Source organism: Actinomadura kijaniata (genome assembly GCF_014138665.1).
In the GTDB taxonomy this organism is placed as follows: Bacteria; Actinomycetota; Actinomycetes; order Streptosporangiales; family Streptosporangiaceae; genus Spirillospora; species Spirillospora kijaniata.
Map to the genome: position 1 here is coordinate 347,591 of NZ_JACJIA010000008.1, position 17,533 is coordinate 365,123.

General features: G+C 72.8%; 14 protein-coding genes. 7 read left to right on the forward strand and 7 right to left on the reverse strand.

Going from position 1 to position 17,533, the window contains the following annotated elements:
• Positions 1-13 precede the first annotated feature (13 nt).
• Both HNR61_RS29170 and def read left to right on the forward strand, forming a co-directional pair.
• The gene (locus HNR61_RS29170; RefSeq protein ID WP_182846365.1) at positions 14-208 is read left to right on the forward strand and encodes a hypothetical protein; all 195 of its coding nucleotides are present in this window, start codon (positions 14-16) and stop codon (positions 206-208) included.
• Positions 209-269: 61 nt separating this feature from the next.
• Positions 270-788, forward strand: coding sequence for a peptide deformylase (def, locus tag HNR61_RS29175; RefSeq protein WP_182846366.1), 519 nt, complete (start codon positions 270-272; stop codon positions 786-788).
• 33 nt (positions 789-821) lie between these two features.
• Here def and HNR61_RS29180 read toward each other — a convergent pair whose 3' ends face one another.
• The 4 genes from HNR61_RS29180 to HNR61_RS29195 all read right to left on the reverse strand — a co-directional run bounded on the left by HNR61_RS29180 (position 822) and on the right by HNR61_RS29195 (position 6,521).
• Positions 822-2,777 carry a CheR family methyltransferase gene (locus tag HNR61_RS29180; protein ID WP_182846367.1) on the reverse strand — a complete coding sequence of 652 codons (1,956 nt, stop codon included), beginning with the start codon at positions 2,775-2,777 and terminating at the stop codon, positions 822-824.
• A 67-nt stretch (positions 2,778-2,844) separates the two neighbouring features.
• Positions 2,845-3,906 carry a chemotaxis protein CheB gene (locus HNR61_RS29185; protein WP_182846368.1) on the reverse strand — a complete coding sequence of 354 codons (1,062 nt, stop codon included), beginning with the start codon at positions 3,904-3,906 and terminating at the stop codon, positions 2,845-2,847.
• Positions 3,893-4,936 carry an anti-sigma factor RsbA family regulatory protein gene (locus HNR61_RS29190; RefSeq protein WP_182846369.1) on the reverse strand — a complete coding sequence of 348 codons (1,044 nt, stop codon included), beginning with the start codon at positions 4,934-4,936 and terminating at the stop codon, positions 3,893-3,895. Before HNR61_RS29190 ends, HNR61_RS29185 begins: the two co-directional genes overlap by 14 nt.
• A 274-nt stretch (positions 4,937-5,210) precedes the next feature.
• A complete protein-coding gene (locus HNR61_RS29195) occupies positions 5,211-6,521 on the reverse strand; it encodes a tyrosine-type recombinase/integrase (protein WP_182846370.1) in 1,311 nt (436 codons plus the stop codon).
• A 499-nt stretch (positions 6,522-7,020) separates the two neighbouring features.
• On the opposite strand from HNR61_RS29195, the gene HNR61_RS29200 reads away from it, so the two are divergent.
• Positions 7,021-8,082, forward strand: a complete 1,062-nt coding sequence (locus tag HNR61_RS29200) for a hypothetical protein (RefSeq protein WP_182846371.1) — start codon at positions 7,021-7,023, stop codon at positions 8,080-8,082.
• A 12-nt stretch (positions 8,083-8,094) separates the two neighbouring features.
• On the opposite strand, the gene HNR61_RS29205 is transcribed toward HNR61_RS29200, so the two are convergent.
• Positions 8,095-9,291, reverse strand: coding sequence for a PP2C family protein-serine/threonine phosphatase (locus HNR61_RS29205; RefSeq protein WP_312898149.1), 1,197 nt, complete (start codon positions 9,289-9,291; stop codon positions 8,095-8,097).
• A 167-nt stretch (positions 9,292-9,458) separates the two neighbouring features.
• On the opposite strand from HNR61_RS29205, the gene HNR61_RS29210 reads away from it, so the two are divergent.
• From HNR61_RS29210 to HNR61_RS29220, 3 genes are all read left to right on the forward strand, one after another.
• The gene (locus tag HNR61_RS29210; RefSeq protein ID WP_182846372.1) at positions 9,459-10,313 is read left to right on the forward strand and encodes a TIGR03619 family F420-dependent LLM class oxidoreductase; all 855 of its coding nucleotides are present in this window, start codon (positions 9,459-9,461) and stop codon (positions 10,311-10,313) included.
• Between the two features lie 62 nt (positions 10,314-10,375).
• Positions 10,376-10,618 carry a hypothetical protein gene (locus HNR61_RS29215; protein ID WP_182846373.1) on the forward strand — a complete coding sequence of 81 codons (243 nt, stop codon included), beginning with the start codon at positions 10,376-10,378 and terminating at the stop codon, positions 10,616-10,618.
• Positions 10,619-10,807: 189 nt separating this feature from the next.
• Positions 10,808-11,488 (forward strand): hypothetical protein, encoded by a 681-nt coding sequence (locus HNR61_RS29220; protein ID WP_182846374.1) that lies wholly within the window; start codon positions 10,808-10,810, stop codon positions 11,486-11,488.
• 135 nt (positions 11,489-11,623) lie between these two features.
• Here the strand turns inward: HNR61_RS29220 and HNR61_RS29225 are convergent, their stop codons facing one another.
• The gene (locus tag HNR61_RS29225) at positions 11,624-13,183 is read right to left on the reverse strand and encodes a serine/threonine-protein kinase (RefSeq protein ID WP_182846375.1); all 1,560 of its coding nucleotides are present in this window, start codon (positions 13,181-13,183) and stop codon (positions 11,624-11,626) included.
• A gap of 510 nt (positions 13,184-13,693) precedes the next feature.
• Between HNR61_RS29225 and HNR61_RS29230 the strand changes: the two genes are divergently transcribed.
• Positions 13,694-16,948, forward strand: a complete 3,255-nt coding sequence (locus tag HNR61_RS29230) for an NACHT domain-containing protein (protein ID WP_182846376.1) — start codon at positions 13,694-13,696, stop codon at positions 16,946-16,948.
• Here the strand turns inward: HNR61_RS29230 and HNR61_RS29235 are convergent, their stop codons facing one another.
• Complete coding sequence (locus HNR61_RS29235) at positions 16,949-17,533, reverse strand: DJ-1/PfpI family protein (protein ID WP_182846377.1); 585 nt, start codon at positions 17,531-17,533, stop codon at positions 16,949-16,951.

Genomic DNA, 17,533 nt, shown 5'->3' on the forward strand with positions numbered 1-17,533 from the left:
GAGAGGAGACCCGATGAGACGCCCCTCGTTCCTGCCCTCCCTGGACGAGCTGGAGGACCAGGCGCTGGAGCGGTCGGCGGTCGGGCCGGAGAAGGGCTCGCAGTTCGACCACCCCACCGCCAAGGCCCTGTTCAAGGTCGCGCTGGCCATCACCCTGGTCGCGCACGTGCTGGCCGGCGTCTGGCTGGTCTTCAACGGGCACGGCTGACCCTCCCCGTCACCCTCCGTCGCCGAATACCATGTGGCGGGACTTTCGGAAGGGGAGGCGCATGACGGGTACGGCGCGACCGATCACGATCGTGGGAACGCCGGTGCTGCACCGGCCGTGCCGTCCGGTCGAGGAGTTCGACGACGCGCTGGCCGCACTGGTCGACGACATGTTCGCCAGCATGTACGCGGCCGAGGGCGTGGGCCTGGCCGCCAACCAGATCGGCGTGGACCTGCGCGTGTTCGTCTACGACTGCCCCGACGAGGACGGCGTGCACCAGAAGGGCGTCGTGGTCAACCCGACGCTCGAACTCCCCGAGCACCGCCACCTCGACCACGGCGACGAGGGCTGCCTGTCGGTCCCCGGCCCGCACGCCCCGGTGGCGCGCCCCGACCGCGCCGCCGTCACCGGCTTCGACGTCAAGGGCTCCCCCATCACCGTCGAGGGCACCGGCCTGCTGGCCCGCTGCCTCCAGCACGAGACCGACCACCTGAACGGCAAGCTGTACATCGACCGCCTCTCCGCCCGCGCCCGCAAGAAGGTGCTGAAGGAGATGGAGGAGATGCGCGCCGAGGCGTGACGCCGGGCGGCCGTCGCCGCGGCCCCGCGCGCCCTAGCCGTCCTCGGCCGCCGGGGAGACCGCCGGGCGGCCCTTTCCGCCGTCGGCCGACGGGGACACGGCCTCCTCGGCCGCGTCGACGCGGTTGACGAGCAGGATGATCCCGCCGCTGGCGGGTCCCTGCCGCAGCGGCAGGGCGTCCACCTCCAGCCTCAGGGGGTGCCCGAGCCGGTTGACCGCGTCGACGTCGAAGGTCGACCGCAGCGGCGGGGCCGGGGAGCGCCGCATCCGTTGCAGGCTCGGCAGCAGGTCCTTGGCGGGCAGGCCGATGGGCAGCGTCGCCAGATGGCGGCCCTGGGCCTCGTCCGCGCGCAGGCCCCACAGCTCGGTGGCGCCCTGGCTCCAGACGATCACGCGCAGCTCGTCGTCCAGGACCAGGGCGGCGTGGCCGAGGCTCTCCCACACCGACTCGAAGAACGTCTTGGTGTGGTGGAGCTCCTCGGTCCGGGAGCGCAGGGCGTCGTTGATGTCCTGGAGCTCGTCGTTGGTCGACCGCAGCTCCTCGTTCATCGTCTCCAGCTCCTCGTTGGTGGACTGGAGCTCCTCGTTGGTGGTCTCCAGTTCCTCGTTGGTGGACTGGAGCTCCTCGTTGGTGGTCTCCAGCTCCTCGTTGAGGGACTGCACGTCCTGGTAGGCGCGCTCCAGCTCCTCGTTGGCGTGTTCCAGCTCCTCGCGGAGCTGGACGCCGCTGGTGACGTCGGTGAAGCTGATCCCGAACCCGACGAGGGTGGAGGTGCGGTCGAGCAGCGGCACCACGCAGATGTCCAGGATGACGAAGGTGGCGTCGGTGTCGGCCTGCCACTGCGGCCCCCGCCACTGCGCCCCCTGGACCTCCTGCGGACGCAGGGTGCGCTTGACCTGGTCGATCATGGAGCGCAGCTCGACCGGCCGGTAGGAGATCTCCAGGTCCCGGAACGGGCGGCCGATGTCGCTGGACGACAGGCCGAACAGGTGCTGGGCGCGGGTGTTGGCGACCACCAGGTCGCCGTCCACGCCGACGGCGAGCTGCGCCACCGGACCGGCGGCGAGGGCGGCGGCGCGCACCACGCCCAGGCGCGCGGTGAGCTCCTCCGGCGGCTCGGCCTGGCGGCGCTCCGGGGGCGCGGATCCGGGCAGCTTGCGGAAGACGCGCTTGCGGAGGTCGACCGGCTCGAACAGCGAACCGTGGTGGACCAGCATCTCGGCCTTGCCCAGGAACAGGTAGCCCGAGTCGGTGAGCGAGAAGTGGATCCGGCGCAGGACGGAGCGCTGCGTCTCGGAGTTGAAGTACATCAGGGTGTTGCGGAACGTCAGCAGGTCGATCCGGGAGATCGGGGCGTCGCGGGTCAGGTCGTTGCGCCCGAAGATCACCTGGCGGCGGAGGTCGCGGCGGAAGGCGTACCCGGTGCCGAGCGGTTCGAAGAACCGGTCGCGCAGCTCCGGCGGCACGTCCTGGACGCGGCGCTCGGCGTACACCCCGGTCCGCGCGGTCTGGAGCGCCTGCTCGTCGACGTCGGTGGCGTAGATCTTGACGCGCTCCTGGAACGCCGGGATGCCCAGCGCCTCGGCCAGGATGATCGCCAGGGTGTAGGCCTCCTCGCCGGTGGCGCAGCCGGTGCTCCAGACCCGGATCGGGGCGCCGGGCGCCTTGCCCGCGAGGATCTGGGGCACCACCCGCTCGGCGACGACCTCCCAGGCGGCCGGGTCGCGGAAGAACCCCGTCACGTTGATCAGCAGGCTGTCCAGCAGGCGGGTGAACTCCTCGGGATGGAGTTCCAGCAGATCGCAGTAGTCGGCGTAGGTGCGGGCGTTGAGGGCCGCCATGCGCCGGCTGATCCGGCGCAGCAGGGTGGAACGCTTGTACCCGGTGAAGTCGATGCCGCGCGAGGCGTGCAGCAACCTCAGCACCTCCTGCAAACCCTCCTGGCCGTCGCCGGGTTCGCCGGTGCTGTCGGGGTCGCGTTCGGTCACGGCTTCGAGTCTAGACAGCGACGCCGCCGCGCGCAGGACACGGCCGGACCGCCCAGCGGAAGCCGTCTCAGCGGGAGCCGTTCGCGAGATCGTCCTGCCGGGCGAGGAGTTCGGCGAGCATCCGCTGGAGCGTCTCGGCGGCCTCCTCGGTCTGGCGGGCCTTGTCGGCGAACTGGTCCCGGGAGAGCCGGTGACCCCGTTCGGCGGCGGCCTGGGCCAGCCTGCGGGTGAGGACGCTCCGCTCGGCCAGTTGCGTGACCGCCATCGACAACGCGCGTTCCACCGTCCGGTCCTGGCTCTCCAGCAGCGACTGCGGGGACCAGCCGTGGCCGATCCGGCATTCCATCCGCATCGACCCGGCGGGCGCCGACCGGCTGTACAGCGGACCGCCGCACTCGGGACAGGTGAGCCCCGAGTACTCGTGCGGCGGTGACTCGGTCCAGCCGTTGTCCACCTTGAGCAGGCGTTCCACCGCCTGGTGCAGGTCCGGGTCCGGGTCGGGACCCTTGTCCGTCATCCCCGCCTCCCGCGTCTGGTCCCTGACGAATCGGGCGATGCCCTCCAGGTTTCCGAGGAAGGCGTCGGTGGTCGAGGCCAGGGCGGCACTCGGCATCCCGTCGTAGTCGGCCTCGGCCGGGTCCTGGACGGCCACCAGGCCCCCGTGCTCCTGGACGGCCGCGCATCCGGCCGCGCCGTCGTCCAGCATCCCGCTCAGCACCACCCCGATCAGCCGCCGGCCGCGCGCGAGGGCGGCGCTGAAGAACAGCGGGTCGGCCGCCGGGCGCAACCCGTTCTGGCGGGGGCCCGTCGACAGCCGGAGCCGGTCCTCGACCAGCAGCAGGTGCCGGTCGGGCGGGGCCAGGTACAGCCGTCCCGGCCGGGGCTCGACGCCGTCGCGCGCGAACTCCGCGGGCACCTCCGACCGGCGGGTCACCACCTGCGGCAACACGCTGTTGGCGGTGGCGGGAAGGTGCACCACGCCCAGGATCGTCGCGGGCAGGTCGCGGGGCAGCCGGGCCAGCAGCTTCTGCATCGCCGAGATCCCGCCCGCCGACGCGGCGATCACGACGGTGTCCCGGCGGTGCTCCGGATCCGGCTGGTCGGCCACGGTCTGGTCATGCCCTCGCATCCGGTTCCCATGCACGGGTGCGGCGGGGCAGGGCGAAGTGGGCGCGGACGGCGGTGTCACCGCCGTCCGCGCGGCCCCGGCCGTCCCCGTCGCAGATCCCCACCTCCAGCACGTCGGCGAGCTGGCGTGCCATCCACAGTCCCCGGCCGGTGGTGCTGAGCGGGTCGGGGGGCAGGAACCCGCAGGCCGGGGGCATCGGCGCCGTTCCGGTGCTGCGGATCTGGTACACCAGCTCGCCCGGCGACGACCAGACCTCCAGCCGGCCGGGCCCGTCGACGTGGACCACGGCGTTGGCCGCCAGCTCGGCCACCGCCAGCACCACCGGGAAGACCCGGTCGTCGGGCAGCCCGGCCGACCGGGCGGTGGCGGCCACGGACCGGCGCACCTCCGCCAGGTCGCGGTGGTCGAAGTCGATGCGGCGGACGTCCGCCGGGGGATCCGGCAGCCGGGTGCGGTTGAGCCGCCGCAGAAGGCGCTCGGGCGACTGGTAGCGCGGGTTGGCCCGCCGCCGGGACTCGACCAGGTACGGATGGGCGGCGTACACGCCTTCCAGGACCGACGGCCGCAGGCGGGCGAGGTCGACCGGACAGCAGAGGGTCACGTGCTGCCCGGCCAGCATGACGTTCAGCAGCGTCTCGTAGCGCAGCCACTGCCGCGCCTGCGGCACGCTCCACCGGGCCCAGGGCAGCTCCCCCCAGAAGCGCATCCGCTCCCCGTCGTCGCGGGCCTGGGCGACCATGTCGTGGACCGTGGTCAGCGTGCGGGCCGGGTGCGTGTACCACGCGTCCGCCGGCACGAGGCGGATCCGCTCCGGACCGGCCCCGTCGGTGATCTCCTCCGGCAGGAGATCGCGCAACCGGCCCAGGAACGCGTCGGCGGCCACCACCACGACGGTCTCACCCCGTGCCAGCCCCTCTTCCACGTAGGGCCGGGCGGCGCTGAGCAGGCGGGTCTGGCTGGTGTACGGCAACGTCTGGTGCGTGCACGGGCCCCGGGGCCCGTCGCGCGACCGGTCCGGAGATCCGGACATGACCGACGTCCTTTCCTACCGCGGGGCACGGGCGCCGGCGAGACGGCGGGAGCCCCCCTCCCCGGGCCCGGGCATGGGAGACTCGTCAGGCGTCGCGGAGCCCTGGGGAAGCGCCGCCGAACCCGCCATGACGCCGGGCGGAGCGGAAGGGCGTTGGCGGGGCGCGCCGAGCGCATCCGTGCGGAGCAGCACGTGATGGCAGGAGGGGAGCGCGCCCCGCCAACCCTCCGGACGGCAAGTGGGGGGATACCGCCGCCCGGGCCTGTGGTGTTCGCTATGTGCGTTCATGGGTCCGTCTTCGTCTGCCGGTGGAGGCGGGCGGCGCCGGGCTCTCCGCCGGTGGGCTCGCGGGCCCGGCCGGGCGGGTCCGGCAGGCGCGTGAGCGTTCGCGTGCGGCCGTCGCCGCCTCCTGGGAGCTGCGGACCTTGCCCCCGTACCGGGCGGGATCGGTGTCGGCCAGATACTCGTAGGCGGCGGCCGCCGCCTTGTGGGCTCGGGCCACGGTCAGATGCCCGCTGCGGATCTGGTGGGTGGCGCGGGCGAGCAGCCGCTCCCCGGTGGCCGCCAGCCGCGCGGCCTCCGCCCGGGTCCGTTCGAGCCGTGCGCGGGCCTCGGCGATCCGCTGTGCGCGGGCCTCGGCGATCTCCGGCAGCGGACGGTCCGCCGGCACCGGCCGGCGGACCGGGGAGGCGCCGGGCTCGGGGGACCGCCCGCCCAGCCACCGCTGGACCTGCGCCGCGGGATGCCCGGAGCGGCACAGCTGCGCCGTCAGGGCCAGGCGCAGCCGGTGCGCGGTGACCGGCACGGTCGCCGCCGCGGCGACCTCGGCCAGGATCTGCCTGATCCGGCGCTCGGACAGGCCCCGGCCGCCCCGGCCGGGGAACAGCGGCCGGCGGTCACGGGACCGCCCGTCCGGGGACGGGGCCGACGGTCCGCGCCGCAGCCAGTGCTCCACCGCGGCCCGCGCGGCCTCCGGCAGCACCGGGCCGGTCCGGCGCACGGTCCCGTCCGGGCCCCGCGCCACCACCCGCATCCCGTCCTCGTCGTACACCACGTCGTCCACGCCCGCGGCGGCCAGCTCCGCCACCCGCAGTCCCCCGTACCGGGCCAGCGCGCAGATCGCGCGGTCCCGGGGCGACGGCAGGCGCGCCACCACCGCCTGGAAGCGGCGCAGCTCCGTCGAGTCCGGCGCGGTCGCCGGGCCCGCGGGCCGTTCCCGGGAGGCCCCCGTGGCTCCCAGACCCTGGTGCGTCCGGTAGAAGTGGTCGAGCGCGGCCAGGTAGTTGTTGATCGTCGCGGCCCCGCATCCGTGCTCGTCCACCAGATGCTCCCGGAACCGCCGCACGGCCCGTTCCCGCTCGGCGCCGTCGCGCAGGGCGAGGGCGGCGTCGACGCCCGCGTGCGCGCCGTCCTCCGTCCGGGTCCGGGCCAGCCAGCCCAGGAACTCGCCCAGCCGGGAGGCGTACACCCGCCGGGTGCCCGCGGACAGGCCGCAGCGTTCCAGGGTCGCCCGGTAGGACTCCCACACCTCCCGCTCCGGACACCACCGGGCGTCCGCCGCGTGCCGGGCGGGTGACAGCCGCATCCGGCAACCGCTCCGGGTCGTCGCCTGACGCGCTGCCGGAACAGACATCGCCGCCCCTCCAGTGCGTCCGACCGTTCGGAACCCATTGAACGTCAACCACCAGGCGCTGGCCAGGAAATTTCCGAAACTGCTTTGTTTTCGGCAGTCGACGGGAGCATGAGCCCGAGCCGCCGCCCCTCACGCCCGCCGCCGGTGCGGCCATTGACGCGGTCAACACCGGATCAACCGTCTATCACCTGCGCAAATGCCGCATTCACTCCTCTGCTCCCAGATGTTCACCATCACGGACATTCCGCAATCCTCGGCGTTTCGGCGAGCACCGCACGCGATCCGATCCGACGGTCACGGCCGATTATGTGCCGCACCTTTAAGGGCCGAATACGGACCGAATTCAGCATCCGCAACCGCGATCGGCGTCCCCGCGGGAGGGTCCGCGCGGACGGGACGGAACCGGCGGCGCCGGATGTGCTTCCTTCACCGATCGCCCATACTGCGTCCGGTGGAGATCGAACTCGGAACCGTCACCTGCCCCTCCGGCCGCCTGGTGATCGCCGACACGGGCTATCTGGGCCTGTGGTCGGGGGACGCCGCGCCCGTCGCCGACGCGGACCTGCTGGCGGGGATCACGGACCCGGAGCTGCGGGAGAGCGTGGCGAACGCGGCCGACCTGGAGATCGTCGGCCCGGACGCGGAACGGGCGGCCCGGAGCTTCGACCGCCAGTCGGGGACGTGGCTGTACGACATCCCGGCGCACGGCGTCCCGAAGATCGTCGAGTCGTTCGAGGCGCACCGCCGCGAGCACGGGCTGGACGCGCGCGTGGAACGCCTCCCCGAGCGCGTTCCCCACCGTGAGCGCGCCGAGCGCGCCGCCCGCGCGGGCGGCGACGGCTTCGTCATGCAGGGAGTGCCGGTGGTGGTCGCCCCGCTGCCCGCCGGGAGCGCGCCGCGGGTGACGGGGACCCGCCGCGACTACGGCCGCATCGGCGTGCGCTGGGAGACGATCACCGTCCATGTCTCGGACGCCGAGGCCGTGGCCTCCCGCCGCCTGGACACGGTGGGCGTGGACGCGGCCCGCCTCAGCCTGATCGACGCCGACGCGCTGGGGGCCTGGCGGCACGACGAGCCGCTGGACGGGCTGGCGGACGTGGCGTTCTGGGGGCGTTCGCAGGAGGAGGCGGCGGCGCGCTTCGACGCTCCCCCGCTGGGACGGCCCGGCGAGGAGGGCGTGCGCGGCTGGGCGGACCTGGACGTGCGGACGGCCGTCGAGCGCGCCATGGCGGTCCAGGAGTGGGCGGACGCCTCCCCCGAACGCCTCCTGGCCGTGGACTTCCGCCCGCACTCCCACCACTTCGAGGCCCTGTCCCTGATCCGCGCGGCCGGGAGCGGCGTGACCGAGGTGGGCGGGGCGCGGACGCTGGCGTTCGCGACGAGCTGGGGCGACGGCCTCTACCCCGTCCACGCCGACCTCGACGCGGCCGGCCGGCCCGCGCGGATCAGGATCGCGCTGGGCGACGAGGACCGCGCGCGGCGCCTGGAGGAGCTGCACGACCGCTGGTCCTGACCGGCCGCCCCGTCAGGGGCCGGAGGAGCCCTCGTCGGCCTGTCGCCTGGCGGCGGCCGTGCCGTGCCAGTCCAGGCACAGCACGGTGGCGTCGTCCTGGAGGTGGCCCCCGCACGCGTCGTCGACCGCCGCGGTCAGTGCCCGGACGGCTTCCCTGACGTGCAGGTCGCGGGTTTTGCACAACAGCTCGAAGACGTCGAGGGAGGCGGCGCCGCGCTCCAGCGCGCCGTCGGTGAGCAGCAGCAGCCGGTCGCCGGGGCGCAGATCGAGCCTCTGCGCGCGGTAGGGCATCGCGACGGGCATGCCGAACGGCAGGTCCACCTCCAGGGCGAGGCGCTCGGCCCGCCCGTCGCGCAGCAGGATCGGCCAGGGATGACCGGCGTTGACCACCTGGCAGGATCCGCTCTCCAGATCGACGCGCAGGAGCTGCCCCGTCGCGAAGCCCTCGCGCCCGTTGTCCGCCAGCGCCCGATGCGCCTCCACGGCCTGCTCGACGATGCCGCGGCCCTCGCGGCGGGCGCAGCGCAGCGCGCCGACCAGGAGGGTGGCCAGCAGGGCCGAGTCGACGTCGTGGCCCATGGCGTCGGTGATGGAGACGTGGAGGGTGCGGCTGTCGAGGGTGTAGTCGTAGGTGTCGCCGCCGATGTCGTCGGCGGGCACCAGGGCGCCGGCGAGGGCGAACTGGGAGGCCTCGCAGCAGGACGCCGAGGGCAGGAGCCGGTGCTGGATCTCGGCGGCCAGGCTCACGGGGGTGGTGCGCCTGCCCCAGTGGTACAGGTCGGTGAAGCGACGGTCGGTGACGATGACGTAGGCCAGCGTGTGGGCCGCCTCGGCCACCTGGTCGAGGACGTGGTCGTCGACGTGGGGAAGGGTCAGCTCCAGCAGGCCGATGCAGTCGCCGCGGTTGGTGACCGGCGCGATCACACGGTGCCCGTCCTCGGCCCGGGAGTCGTGCAGGGGACGCTGGTCACGCAGGACCTCGTCGTAGACGCTCCCGGCCAGCCGGATGCGTTCGACGTCGTCGTCGTTCCGCTCCCGGTCCTGGGCCGTCAGCCGGACGAGTTGCTGGCCGACCAGGTCGGCGAACAGGAAGGACACCCGTCCGGCGTCGAACCGCCGGCGCAGGTTGGCGGCCACGACGTCCACCGACTCCATCGGCGCGGCCCGCTCGGCCGCGGCCAGCAGCTCCTCCAGTCTCAGACCGTCCACGCCCACCTCGCATCCTCCTGGGTCCCCCTCTTCTTCCCATGGCCGGCCCGAGGAATCTCCGGCATCCGAAGATCACACCGAGGGCGCCGCGGGAGGGACCGCACGCTTGCCTGACGTCGGCGTCAGGCTTCTAGCGTGATCGCGACCACCGAATCCCGAGGACGACGATGAAATTCGCGATCAGCTACTCCACGGCCGGCGGCCTCGACCCCGACCGGCTCGTGGCCTACGCCCGGCATGCGGAGAACTGCGGCTTCGAGGGCCTGTACCTGCCCGAGCACGTCGTGCTGTACCCCGGCGCCGCGCTCGGCTCCTTCGAGTTCCCGCCGACGCTGCCCTACCCCGACCCGCTCGACTGCCTGACCTTCGTCGCGGCGGCCACCCGGCGCATCCTGCTCGGCACGGCCGTGCTGCTGCTGCCGTACCACCACCCGGTGACCCTGGCCAAGCGCCTGGCGACCATCGACGTGCTGTCCAGGGGGCGGATGCGGCTGCTGACCGTCGGGCTGGGCGCCCTGCCCGGCGAGGCCGAGGCGGTCGGGGTGGACTTCGGCACGCGCGGACGCCGCGCCGACGAGGCCATCGACGTGCTGCGGCTGCTGTGGGAGGGCGACGGGGAGGGCGTCGACTTCGACGGCGGGTTCTTCGGCCTCGACCGGGCGGTCAGCTACCCCAAGCCGCACGGGGTCACGCACCTGCCGATCCACGTCGGCGGGTCGAGCCGGGCCGCCGCCCGCCGCGCCGGGCGACGCGGCGACGGCTACTTCCCCGGCGGCGCGCTCACCCCCGGGGAGCGCGCGGCCCAGTGGGAACTGGCCCGGTCCGCCGCCGCGGAGGCCGGACGCGACCCCGACGCGCTGGAGTACACGCGATGGGGATCGATCGACATGACCCCCGAACGGGTCGAGGCGTTCGCCGCCCAGGGCGTGACCCGCATCGTGGTCGCCCCCACCACGGCGGACCCGGAAGGGCAGCGGAAGGAGATGTCCGCGTTCGCCGACCGCTTCTCCCTCTCCGGCTGACGGCCCGGCATGCACAAATTCGTTCAAGACCGGCGCACGTGATCATCCAGAAGGAGAGCATCTTGTCGGTCAAGCACGCTTTCGCAGCACTGGCCATCGGCGCCACCGCACTGGTCGGAACCGCCGTCCCGGCGGCGGCGTCCGCCTCGGGCGGGGTGTCGGCGCAGGGCACCACGTTCGGGGGCCGCTACCCGCACCAGGACGCGTGCGAAGAGGCGGGCCGGTACTACGCGGACGGCGGCACCGGTTACCACTGCCAGCAGAGCTTCACCCGCGAGTGGTGGAACCTCTGGATCTACGGCTGACCCCGGCCCCACGGAGGAGACGCCCCCGGCCCGCTCCGGACCGGGGGCGTCGCCGCGTTCGCCTACGGCCTGGCCGCCGAACACCGGGCCCGCCGGCTGGTCCGGGAAAGTCATTGATCAGGCTGCGGTGGCGGTCGCCGCCTCGTACTCTTCCACCAGCCAGATGATCACTGGGTGTCGGAACGGTGCGTGATGGTGGAACTGACGGCGTACGAGGCCGGATGGCGCGGGATCTGCGACGGCCTGGACGACCATCCCGGGATCGAGGTCTCCTCCAGACTGGAGGGGCGACTCGATACGGACTTCGCGGACGCCGCCGCCTCGTGGGACGCGCTGGTGCGTCCCCGGCGGATCGAGGCGCCCACCGGGTTGGAGCGGTGCTACTTGCGCTTTCAAGAGCTGGGACGGCAGTGGGGCGCCGTAGAGGCGAACGTCGACGGTGAGTTCTACCTGACCCACATCGCGCGAGCGGCCGGCCCAGCGGATCCGACGTGGATTCCCTCGGACGAGGACGACGAGCGGTTTCCGTCATCGGAGCTACGCATCATCGACGAGCATCCGGTCACGGGGACAGGACGCTACGCCGCGCTGCGGTTGCTTCCAGGCGGAGGAGAACCCGAGGTCTGGTGGGTGGCCACCCCGCACCATGGCGCCTGGAGGATGGACATCGGCTATCGCGAATACCTGGACGCGCTGAAGGTGACCATGGGCGCCTTCGACTGGCAGTTCCTGTTCACCCGGGCACCGCTTGGCGAACAGGAGTTCAAGTCGGTGCGAAGGCGGGTGGAGCGCATGCTTGAGGCGTTGCCCGTCCTGTTCCCCGAGCACGACTACGAACCACTCCGCGAACGCCTCGCCGCACGCCTGTGAGACCTGCACCCGCTACCGCTTAGACGAGTACGGCAAGATCCACTGATGGTGCGGCGACGCCCCGGCACCCGGACCACTCGGTTCCTTGGGGTTCCGCGCCGCGATCATCCCGGACGAGCCCCGCGATGCGCGGGGTCAGGGGTGGTTCGGGTCCTTTGCGTTGAGCCAGCCGCACGTCCAGTGATCGCCGTTGGAGCGGCGTTCCACGAGCCACTGGTTGTGGACCTTGCCGCCCGACCGCCCGGACTCCGGGTGCTTCAGGGAGATCAGAGCGTCCACCGTGACCACGTCCGCGTCCGGCGGGATGTCGATCGGTTCGGTCAGCTTCCAGTCGGTGACGTACATCCCGTTCAGCGCGAAGCCGACCAACCGGTGCCGGGACTCGGGGCAGTTCCCCGACTTGAGCTTCTTCAGGTCATGCGTGACCAGCCCCGTCATATAGGTGGTGAAGACGCGCTTCACCTTGGCGGGGTCCATGGGCGCCTTCGTCGAGACGGGCTCGGGTGACTGCTGGGTCGTGGGGGCGCCGGTGGGAGAAGGCGCGGGCCTGTCGGCGACGTGGCCGCCGGGACGGCGATCGGGCGAGCCGTCACCCTCTGGCCACAGCGCCGCCCCGACCGCGACGCCGGCGACGAGTGCGCAGGACAACCCGACGAGCATGAACCGGCTGACGTTCTTGCGCTGCCCGGCACTGTCGCGTGTGGCCTGAGGCCACAGCTGGGGTGGAGGTCCTGCCGGCGGGAGCCCCGCCGGTGGCGGCGGGGCCGCGGCCATGGGAGGCGGCTCCGGGAGCGCGGGAGACGGCTTCGGGGGCGGGCCGGTCCTTCGCGGCAGCGGCCTTCCGTCCCGGGCCAGGGCGGTGAGATGGTCGTGGGCCTGCTGCGCCGACAGCCGCGCGGCGGGCTCCCGCTGCAACAGCCCGGTCGGAACGGGAGTGAGCGGTCCGGCCTGCACCGGTGGCGCGGGGGGCTGGGTGGCGATCGCCAGCAGAACGGCGCCCGCGCCGGCTCCCTCGAACGGGGCCCGGCCCTCGACGGCCGCGTACAGGGTCGCCCCCAGCGCCCACAGATCGGTCTCAGGGGTGGCTTCCAGTCCTCGCACCTGTTCGGGGGCCATGAACGCCGGGGTGCCCAGCAGCACCCCGGACTGGGTGAGGGTGGCGTCTCCTTCGACCGCGGCGATACCGAAGTCCGTCAGGACGACCCGGTCGCCCTCCAGCAGGACGTTGGCCGGCTTGACGTCCCGGTGCACCACCCCGGCGGAGTGGGCCAGCCGCAGTGAGGTCAGGATCGCCAGGCCGATCGAGGCCACGGCGGGGACCTCCAGTCGCCCGCGCTCGGCCAGCATGTCCGCCAGGGAACCGCCCTGGACGTACTCCATGACGATCCAGGGCCTGCCGTCGGGACCGTACAGGCGATCGTGGACGGTGACGATGCCGGGGTGACGCAGCCTGGCCGCCGCCCTGGCCTCCCGTTCTATCCGGCCGAAGATGGTGGCCGCCTCCTCGGCGGTGACACCGGCGGGAAGGTGGAGCTCCTTGATGGCGACGGTACGGTCCAGATCACGGTCCAGGGCCCGCCAGACGGTGCCCATACCGCCACGCCCGATGGCCTCCAGCAGCTCGTAGCGTCCCGACAGGAGCCCAGATCCCCTACCGACGCACACTAGCGACAGAGGCGCATATGAAACAAACATCCTTGTTTATGTGATCCGGACCCCACCGCCGACCCGCCATCGGTGATGGCGCGGCGCGCTGGAGAGGCGGCGGTCCGGTCATCCGTCCGGCATGGATCCGGCCGTGGCCCGGACCCGCTGTGCCTGGTCGGCGGTCAGGCGCCGTAGGCCCCCATCAACCGACCCGCATCTGCCGCCGCCGGGTTCGGAGAGATGTCGCCCGGCAGCTCCTTACGGCCGCGACCCACCGTGCCGATCTCCGGTCACGTGGAACAGGGCTGGGGCCGCTCTCGGCCAGTCCAGATTCCGGTTGGCGAGCATCCGGACGAGCACGGCGCCGAAGCCCGGCTGGTACCGCCGGTACGGCGGCACCGGAGGGACGCGGGCGGCCAGGGCGCGTGGGCGGCTCCGCCGAGTTGCCTGGAGAGCTCGGCCGGGTCGAGGGCGGGCTGCCGGGGTGGGCCTGATCCGGCCAGGGGGTTTCGTCGTGATCGCCTGACAGAGGGGTGGTGCGCCCCGTTCCCTGGTCGTGTGGGCGGCGTTCTGCGGGGACTGGGATGGGTCACCTGGGTCGTGATCTCCGGGGCCCTGATGCTGGGCAGCAGTGTCACGGCCAACCAGGTCCTCAACGACGGCAAGTGGAGCCGCCAGTGGCTGGTCATCGCGGCGTGCTTCGCGTTGCTGCTGGCGACGGTCACCGTGCTCGGGGCGCGGTTCGGGTCCGCCGAGGGCGGGGCGCGGGGGCTGGCGGCGGGGCGGCTGCGCCGCATCTACCTGCGGCAGACCCAGGCCAGCGTTCGGTACATGGAGGCCATGGGGATCGCCACGCGCGGGCCGTACTCGCTGGACATGCGGCAGGTCTATGTGGACGTGAGCCTGATGCCGCGTACGCATGAGGCGGCGCGTGAGCCGTTCGTGGGGCAGGTCCGGGGCGCTCCGGGGGAACGCCGCAGCCTGCGTTCGTTCCTGGAGGCCGGGTCGCGGGTGCTGGTGGTGATCGGCGGGCCGGGGTCCGGGAAGACGACCCTGGTCCGGCACACCGCTCTCGATCTGACGCGGTGGCGCCGGTTCCGGCGGCGGCAGCGGCTTCCCGTTCTGCTGTACCTGCGGGATCATGCCGCGGCACTGGCCGCCGATCCTCCGCCCGCGCTCGCCGAGATCGCCGTCCAGGCCCCGTGGCTGGCGGACAAGGTGGACGCCACCTGGCTGCGCGACCAGCTCGACCGGGGCCGTTGCCTGGTGTTGCTCGACGGCCTGGACGAGATCGCCGACGCCGACGACCGCGTACGCGTCGCCGTCTGGGTCAAGCAGCAGATCGCCCGCCATCCCGGCAACCAGTTCGTGCTGACCTCGCGTCCGCACGGCTACCGCACCGACCCGATCGACACCGCCGACGTGCTCCAGGTGCGGCGTTTCACCCCCGAGCAGGTCGGCGAGTTCCTGCACAACTGGTACCTGGCGATCGAGCAGCGGGCGACGGGCTCGTCCGGAGCCGAGGTGACCGAGGCCGCCCGGCGCAAGGCCGACGACCTGCTGGAACGTCTTCGCGTCAACCCGGCGCTCACCGATCTGACCGCCAACCCGCTCCTCCTCACGATGATCGCCAACGTGCACCTGTTCCGGGGCGCGCTGCCCGGCAGCCGCGCCGACCTGTACCGGGAGATGTGCGACGTGCTGCTGCACCGCCGCCAGGAGGCCAAGGGGCTGCCGGACCCGACCGAGCTGCGCGGCTCGCAGAAGGAGCACGTCGCCCGGCACCTGGCGTGGACGTTGATGAGCCGCCAGGATTCCGTCGTCACGGCGGCGGAGGCGCGGGAGATCGTCGCACCGGCGCTGCGGCAGGTGTCGCGGCGGTTGGGTCCGGCGGCGTTCCTGGAGGCGTGCGCGGAGAGCGGGCTGCTGGTGGAACGGGAGAGCGGCCTCTACGAGTTCGCGCACCTGACGTTGCAGGAGTACCTGGCCGCCGCGTATGTCACCGGCCCCGAACAGGTCGAGGTGCTGGCCTCGAAGGTGGACGAGATGTGGTGGCGGGAGACGACGCTGTTGTGGGCGGCGAACGCCGACGCCACCCCCGTGCTGCGGGCCTGCCTGGAATCGGGGACGGTGCAGGCGATGGCGTTGGCGTTCGACTGCCTGGACGAGGCGCAGCGCGTGGATGACGCGGTCCGGGAGCACATGGAACGGATCCTCGGTGAAGCCTCCGAACCGGGGAGCCCGCGCGCGGGGCTGGTGCGCGCGGTGGTGGCGACGCGACTGCTCCGCGAGGTCCAGGACGTCGACGGGGTGCGGGTGTGCGCGCAGCCGGTGACGTACCGGCTGTACCGGCTGTTCCTGGCGGACGAGCGGGCCGCCGGTCGTAGCGGGTTCCCGGTCGGGCAGGGCGGCGGCGACGAGCCGGTGGGCGGGCTGTGGAGCGGAGATATCACGCGGCTCGTGGAGTGGCTGAACAGGCAGGTCAACCAGCGGAACACGCCGCTGACCGGGGAAAGGCACCGGCTGCCCTCGTCCCGGGAGATGTCGACCGTCGCCCCCGCCCTGACCAGGGAGGCGGCCGAAGGGGCGCTATGGGAGGACTCGGCCGCGGGACCTTCCCTGCATCTCCTGCCGCAGGCACGCCGGCTGCTCCTGGAGTGGGAACCGCCGCTCTCCCCAGAACGGGACCTCGTGCTCGTTGAGGGGGCCCTGGCGACGGCACCCCTGCCGTACTACGCGTTCGAGGACTACGCGCGGGGGCTGAGCCTGAAGTTGGCGACAGACAGGAGGCATCCCGAGTCCTCGATCGTCCCATCGGTTATGGCCCGGCTTGTCACAGCCCTGTACCACTCTCACGTTCGTGACCTGCTGGTGGCGTCCGGCCTGGGCTGCCCGCCGTTGGAGCCGACCGCCCGGCGGATCGCCGAAGCCGTGGAGGAGACGCGGCGCGCCGCCGCGGAGATCGGCGGAGGCAGCGCGTTCCTTCTGGGGCGTCTGGCCGCCTTGCCGGACGCTCGCGAGGAGAGGGCGTACGCCAGCGAGGCGTGGGAGCCCGGCGTGAGGAGCGCTCTCGAAGCTCTGAACCCCCTTGTGCACTCGGACGAAGAGCAGGAGCAGGTCGCCGCGTTCCTGCGGGAACTGCCCGACATGCAGCTTTGGGAGATTCCCGCCCCTGTCCGCTACGCCCGCTCCTACCACCCCGGACTGCTCCTCCGGAGCCCGCGGGACTTCACGTATCGCGAGGCTTTCCAACCGGGCAGGCCGTACGAGCCGTTCGCTCTGACCGGGCCCGGCCTGGCGGAGATGCGCCGACGCGGGACCGTCCGGGAGGGCGAGCCGCAGAGCCTGCTGCTCGCCCGCTGGGCGACGCGCATCCTGATCGGCACGTGGTTCGCGCAACGGCGGAGCGCCGAGATGTCCTTCGTTCCCTATCTGGACTCCTTGGTCTCCCGCTCCCTCGACGGGCCCGTCACCGGTCAGGACACGGACGCGCAGCTGCGCGAGGCGCTGGCCTCTCTGCCGCCTTCGCCGCACCACATGAGGGAAACCGACCTCTCCTGCGTGCGAACGCTGCTCCAGGACGCGTACCGCCTGCTCACCCCGGTTCTGGAGCGGCGGTCCAGCGGAGACGCCCTGATGTTCGCCGCCGCCCGTCTCGCCCTGCTCGCCGCATGCGCGCTCACGTGGAAAGCGGAGGGCGAGAGCATGAAGGGCAAGATGCTGTTCGACGTCTACCGGTCATTGGGCTGCCTGGAGAAACTGCGGCAGAACCCACCCCTCGGCCTCGACCGGCTCGTTCTCGTGCGGGAGTGACTACTCGTCGGCGTAGGGCGGGGCCGGGTCGTACTGCATGTAGCCGCGGACCTGCTTGAAGTGGTCGCGGCCGTGGAGGTGGTCCACCAGCCACAGGGACATGTCGATGCCCGCCGAGACGCCCTGGCTGGTGATCAGGTTGCCGTCCACCACCCAGCGTTCGCCGCGGACGACCGTCACGTCGCCGCGGGCCTCCAGCTCCTCCTCCGAGGCGTGGTGGGTCGCCACCCGGCGGTTCTTCGCCACGCCCGCCTGGTGCAGCAGGATCGAGCCGGTGCAGACGCTGGTCACCCATGGCGTCCCGGCGGCGGTCTTCGCGATCCAGGTCAGGGTCTCGGGGGAGATCTGGTGGCGGCCGTCGCCGCCGGGGACCAGCAGGACGTCCAGCGGCGGGTGGTCGTCGAAGGTGTGGTCCGGCAGCACCCGCATGCCCTTGACGGCGCGGACCGGGTCGGGGCGTTCGGCGATCAGGACGGTGCGGTCGCCGGCCTCGCGCAGGGCCGCCGAGGTGCCGAAGACCTCCCAGGGACCGACGAAGTCCAGTTCCTCGGCGTCCTCGAAGATCAGCAGGCCGTAGGTCGTCAT

Excerpts from the sequence above, each read along its gene's own strand:
- HNR61_RS29170 (WP_182846365.1), top strand. The coding sequence starts at position 14 with ATGAGACGCCCCTCGTTCCTGCCCTCCCTGGACGAGCTGGAGGACCAG.
- def (WP_182846366.1), top strand. The coding sequence starts at position 270 with ATGACGGGTACGGCGCGACCGATCACGATCGTGGGAACGCCGGTGCTG.
- HNR61_RS29185 (WP_182846368.1), bottom strand. The coding sequence starts at position 3,906 with ATGCGAGGGCATGACCAGACCGTGGCCGACCAGCCGGATCCGGAGCAC.
- HNR61_RS29190 (WP_182846369.1), bottom strand. The coding sequence starts at position 4,936 with ATGTCCGGATCTCCGGACCGGTCGCGCGACGGGCCCCGGGGCCCGTGC.
- HNR61_RS29195 (WP_182846370.1), bottom strand. The coding sequence starts at position 6,521 with ATGCGGCTGTCACCCGCCCGGCACGCGGCGGACGCCCGGTGGTGTCCG.
- HNR61_RS29210 (WP_182846372.1), top strand. The coding sequence starts at position 9,459 with ATGAAATTCGCGATCAGCTACTCCACGGCCGGCGGCCTCGACCCCGAC.
- HNR61_RS29225 (WP_182846375.1), bottom strand. The coding sequence starts at position 13,183 with ATGTTTGTTTCATATGCGCCTCTGTCGCTAGTGTGCGTCGGTAGGGGA.
- HNR61_RS29235 (WP_182846377.1), bottom strand. The coding sequence starts at position 17,533 with ATGACGACCTACGGCCTGCTGATCTTCGAGGACGCCGAGGAACTGGAC.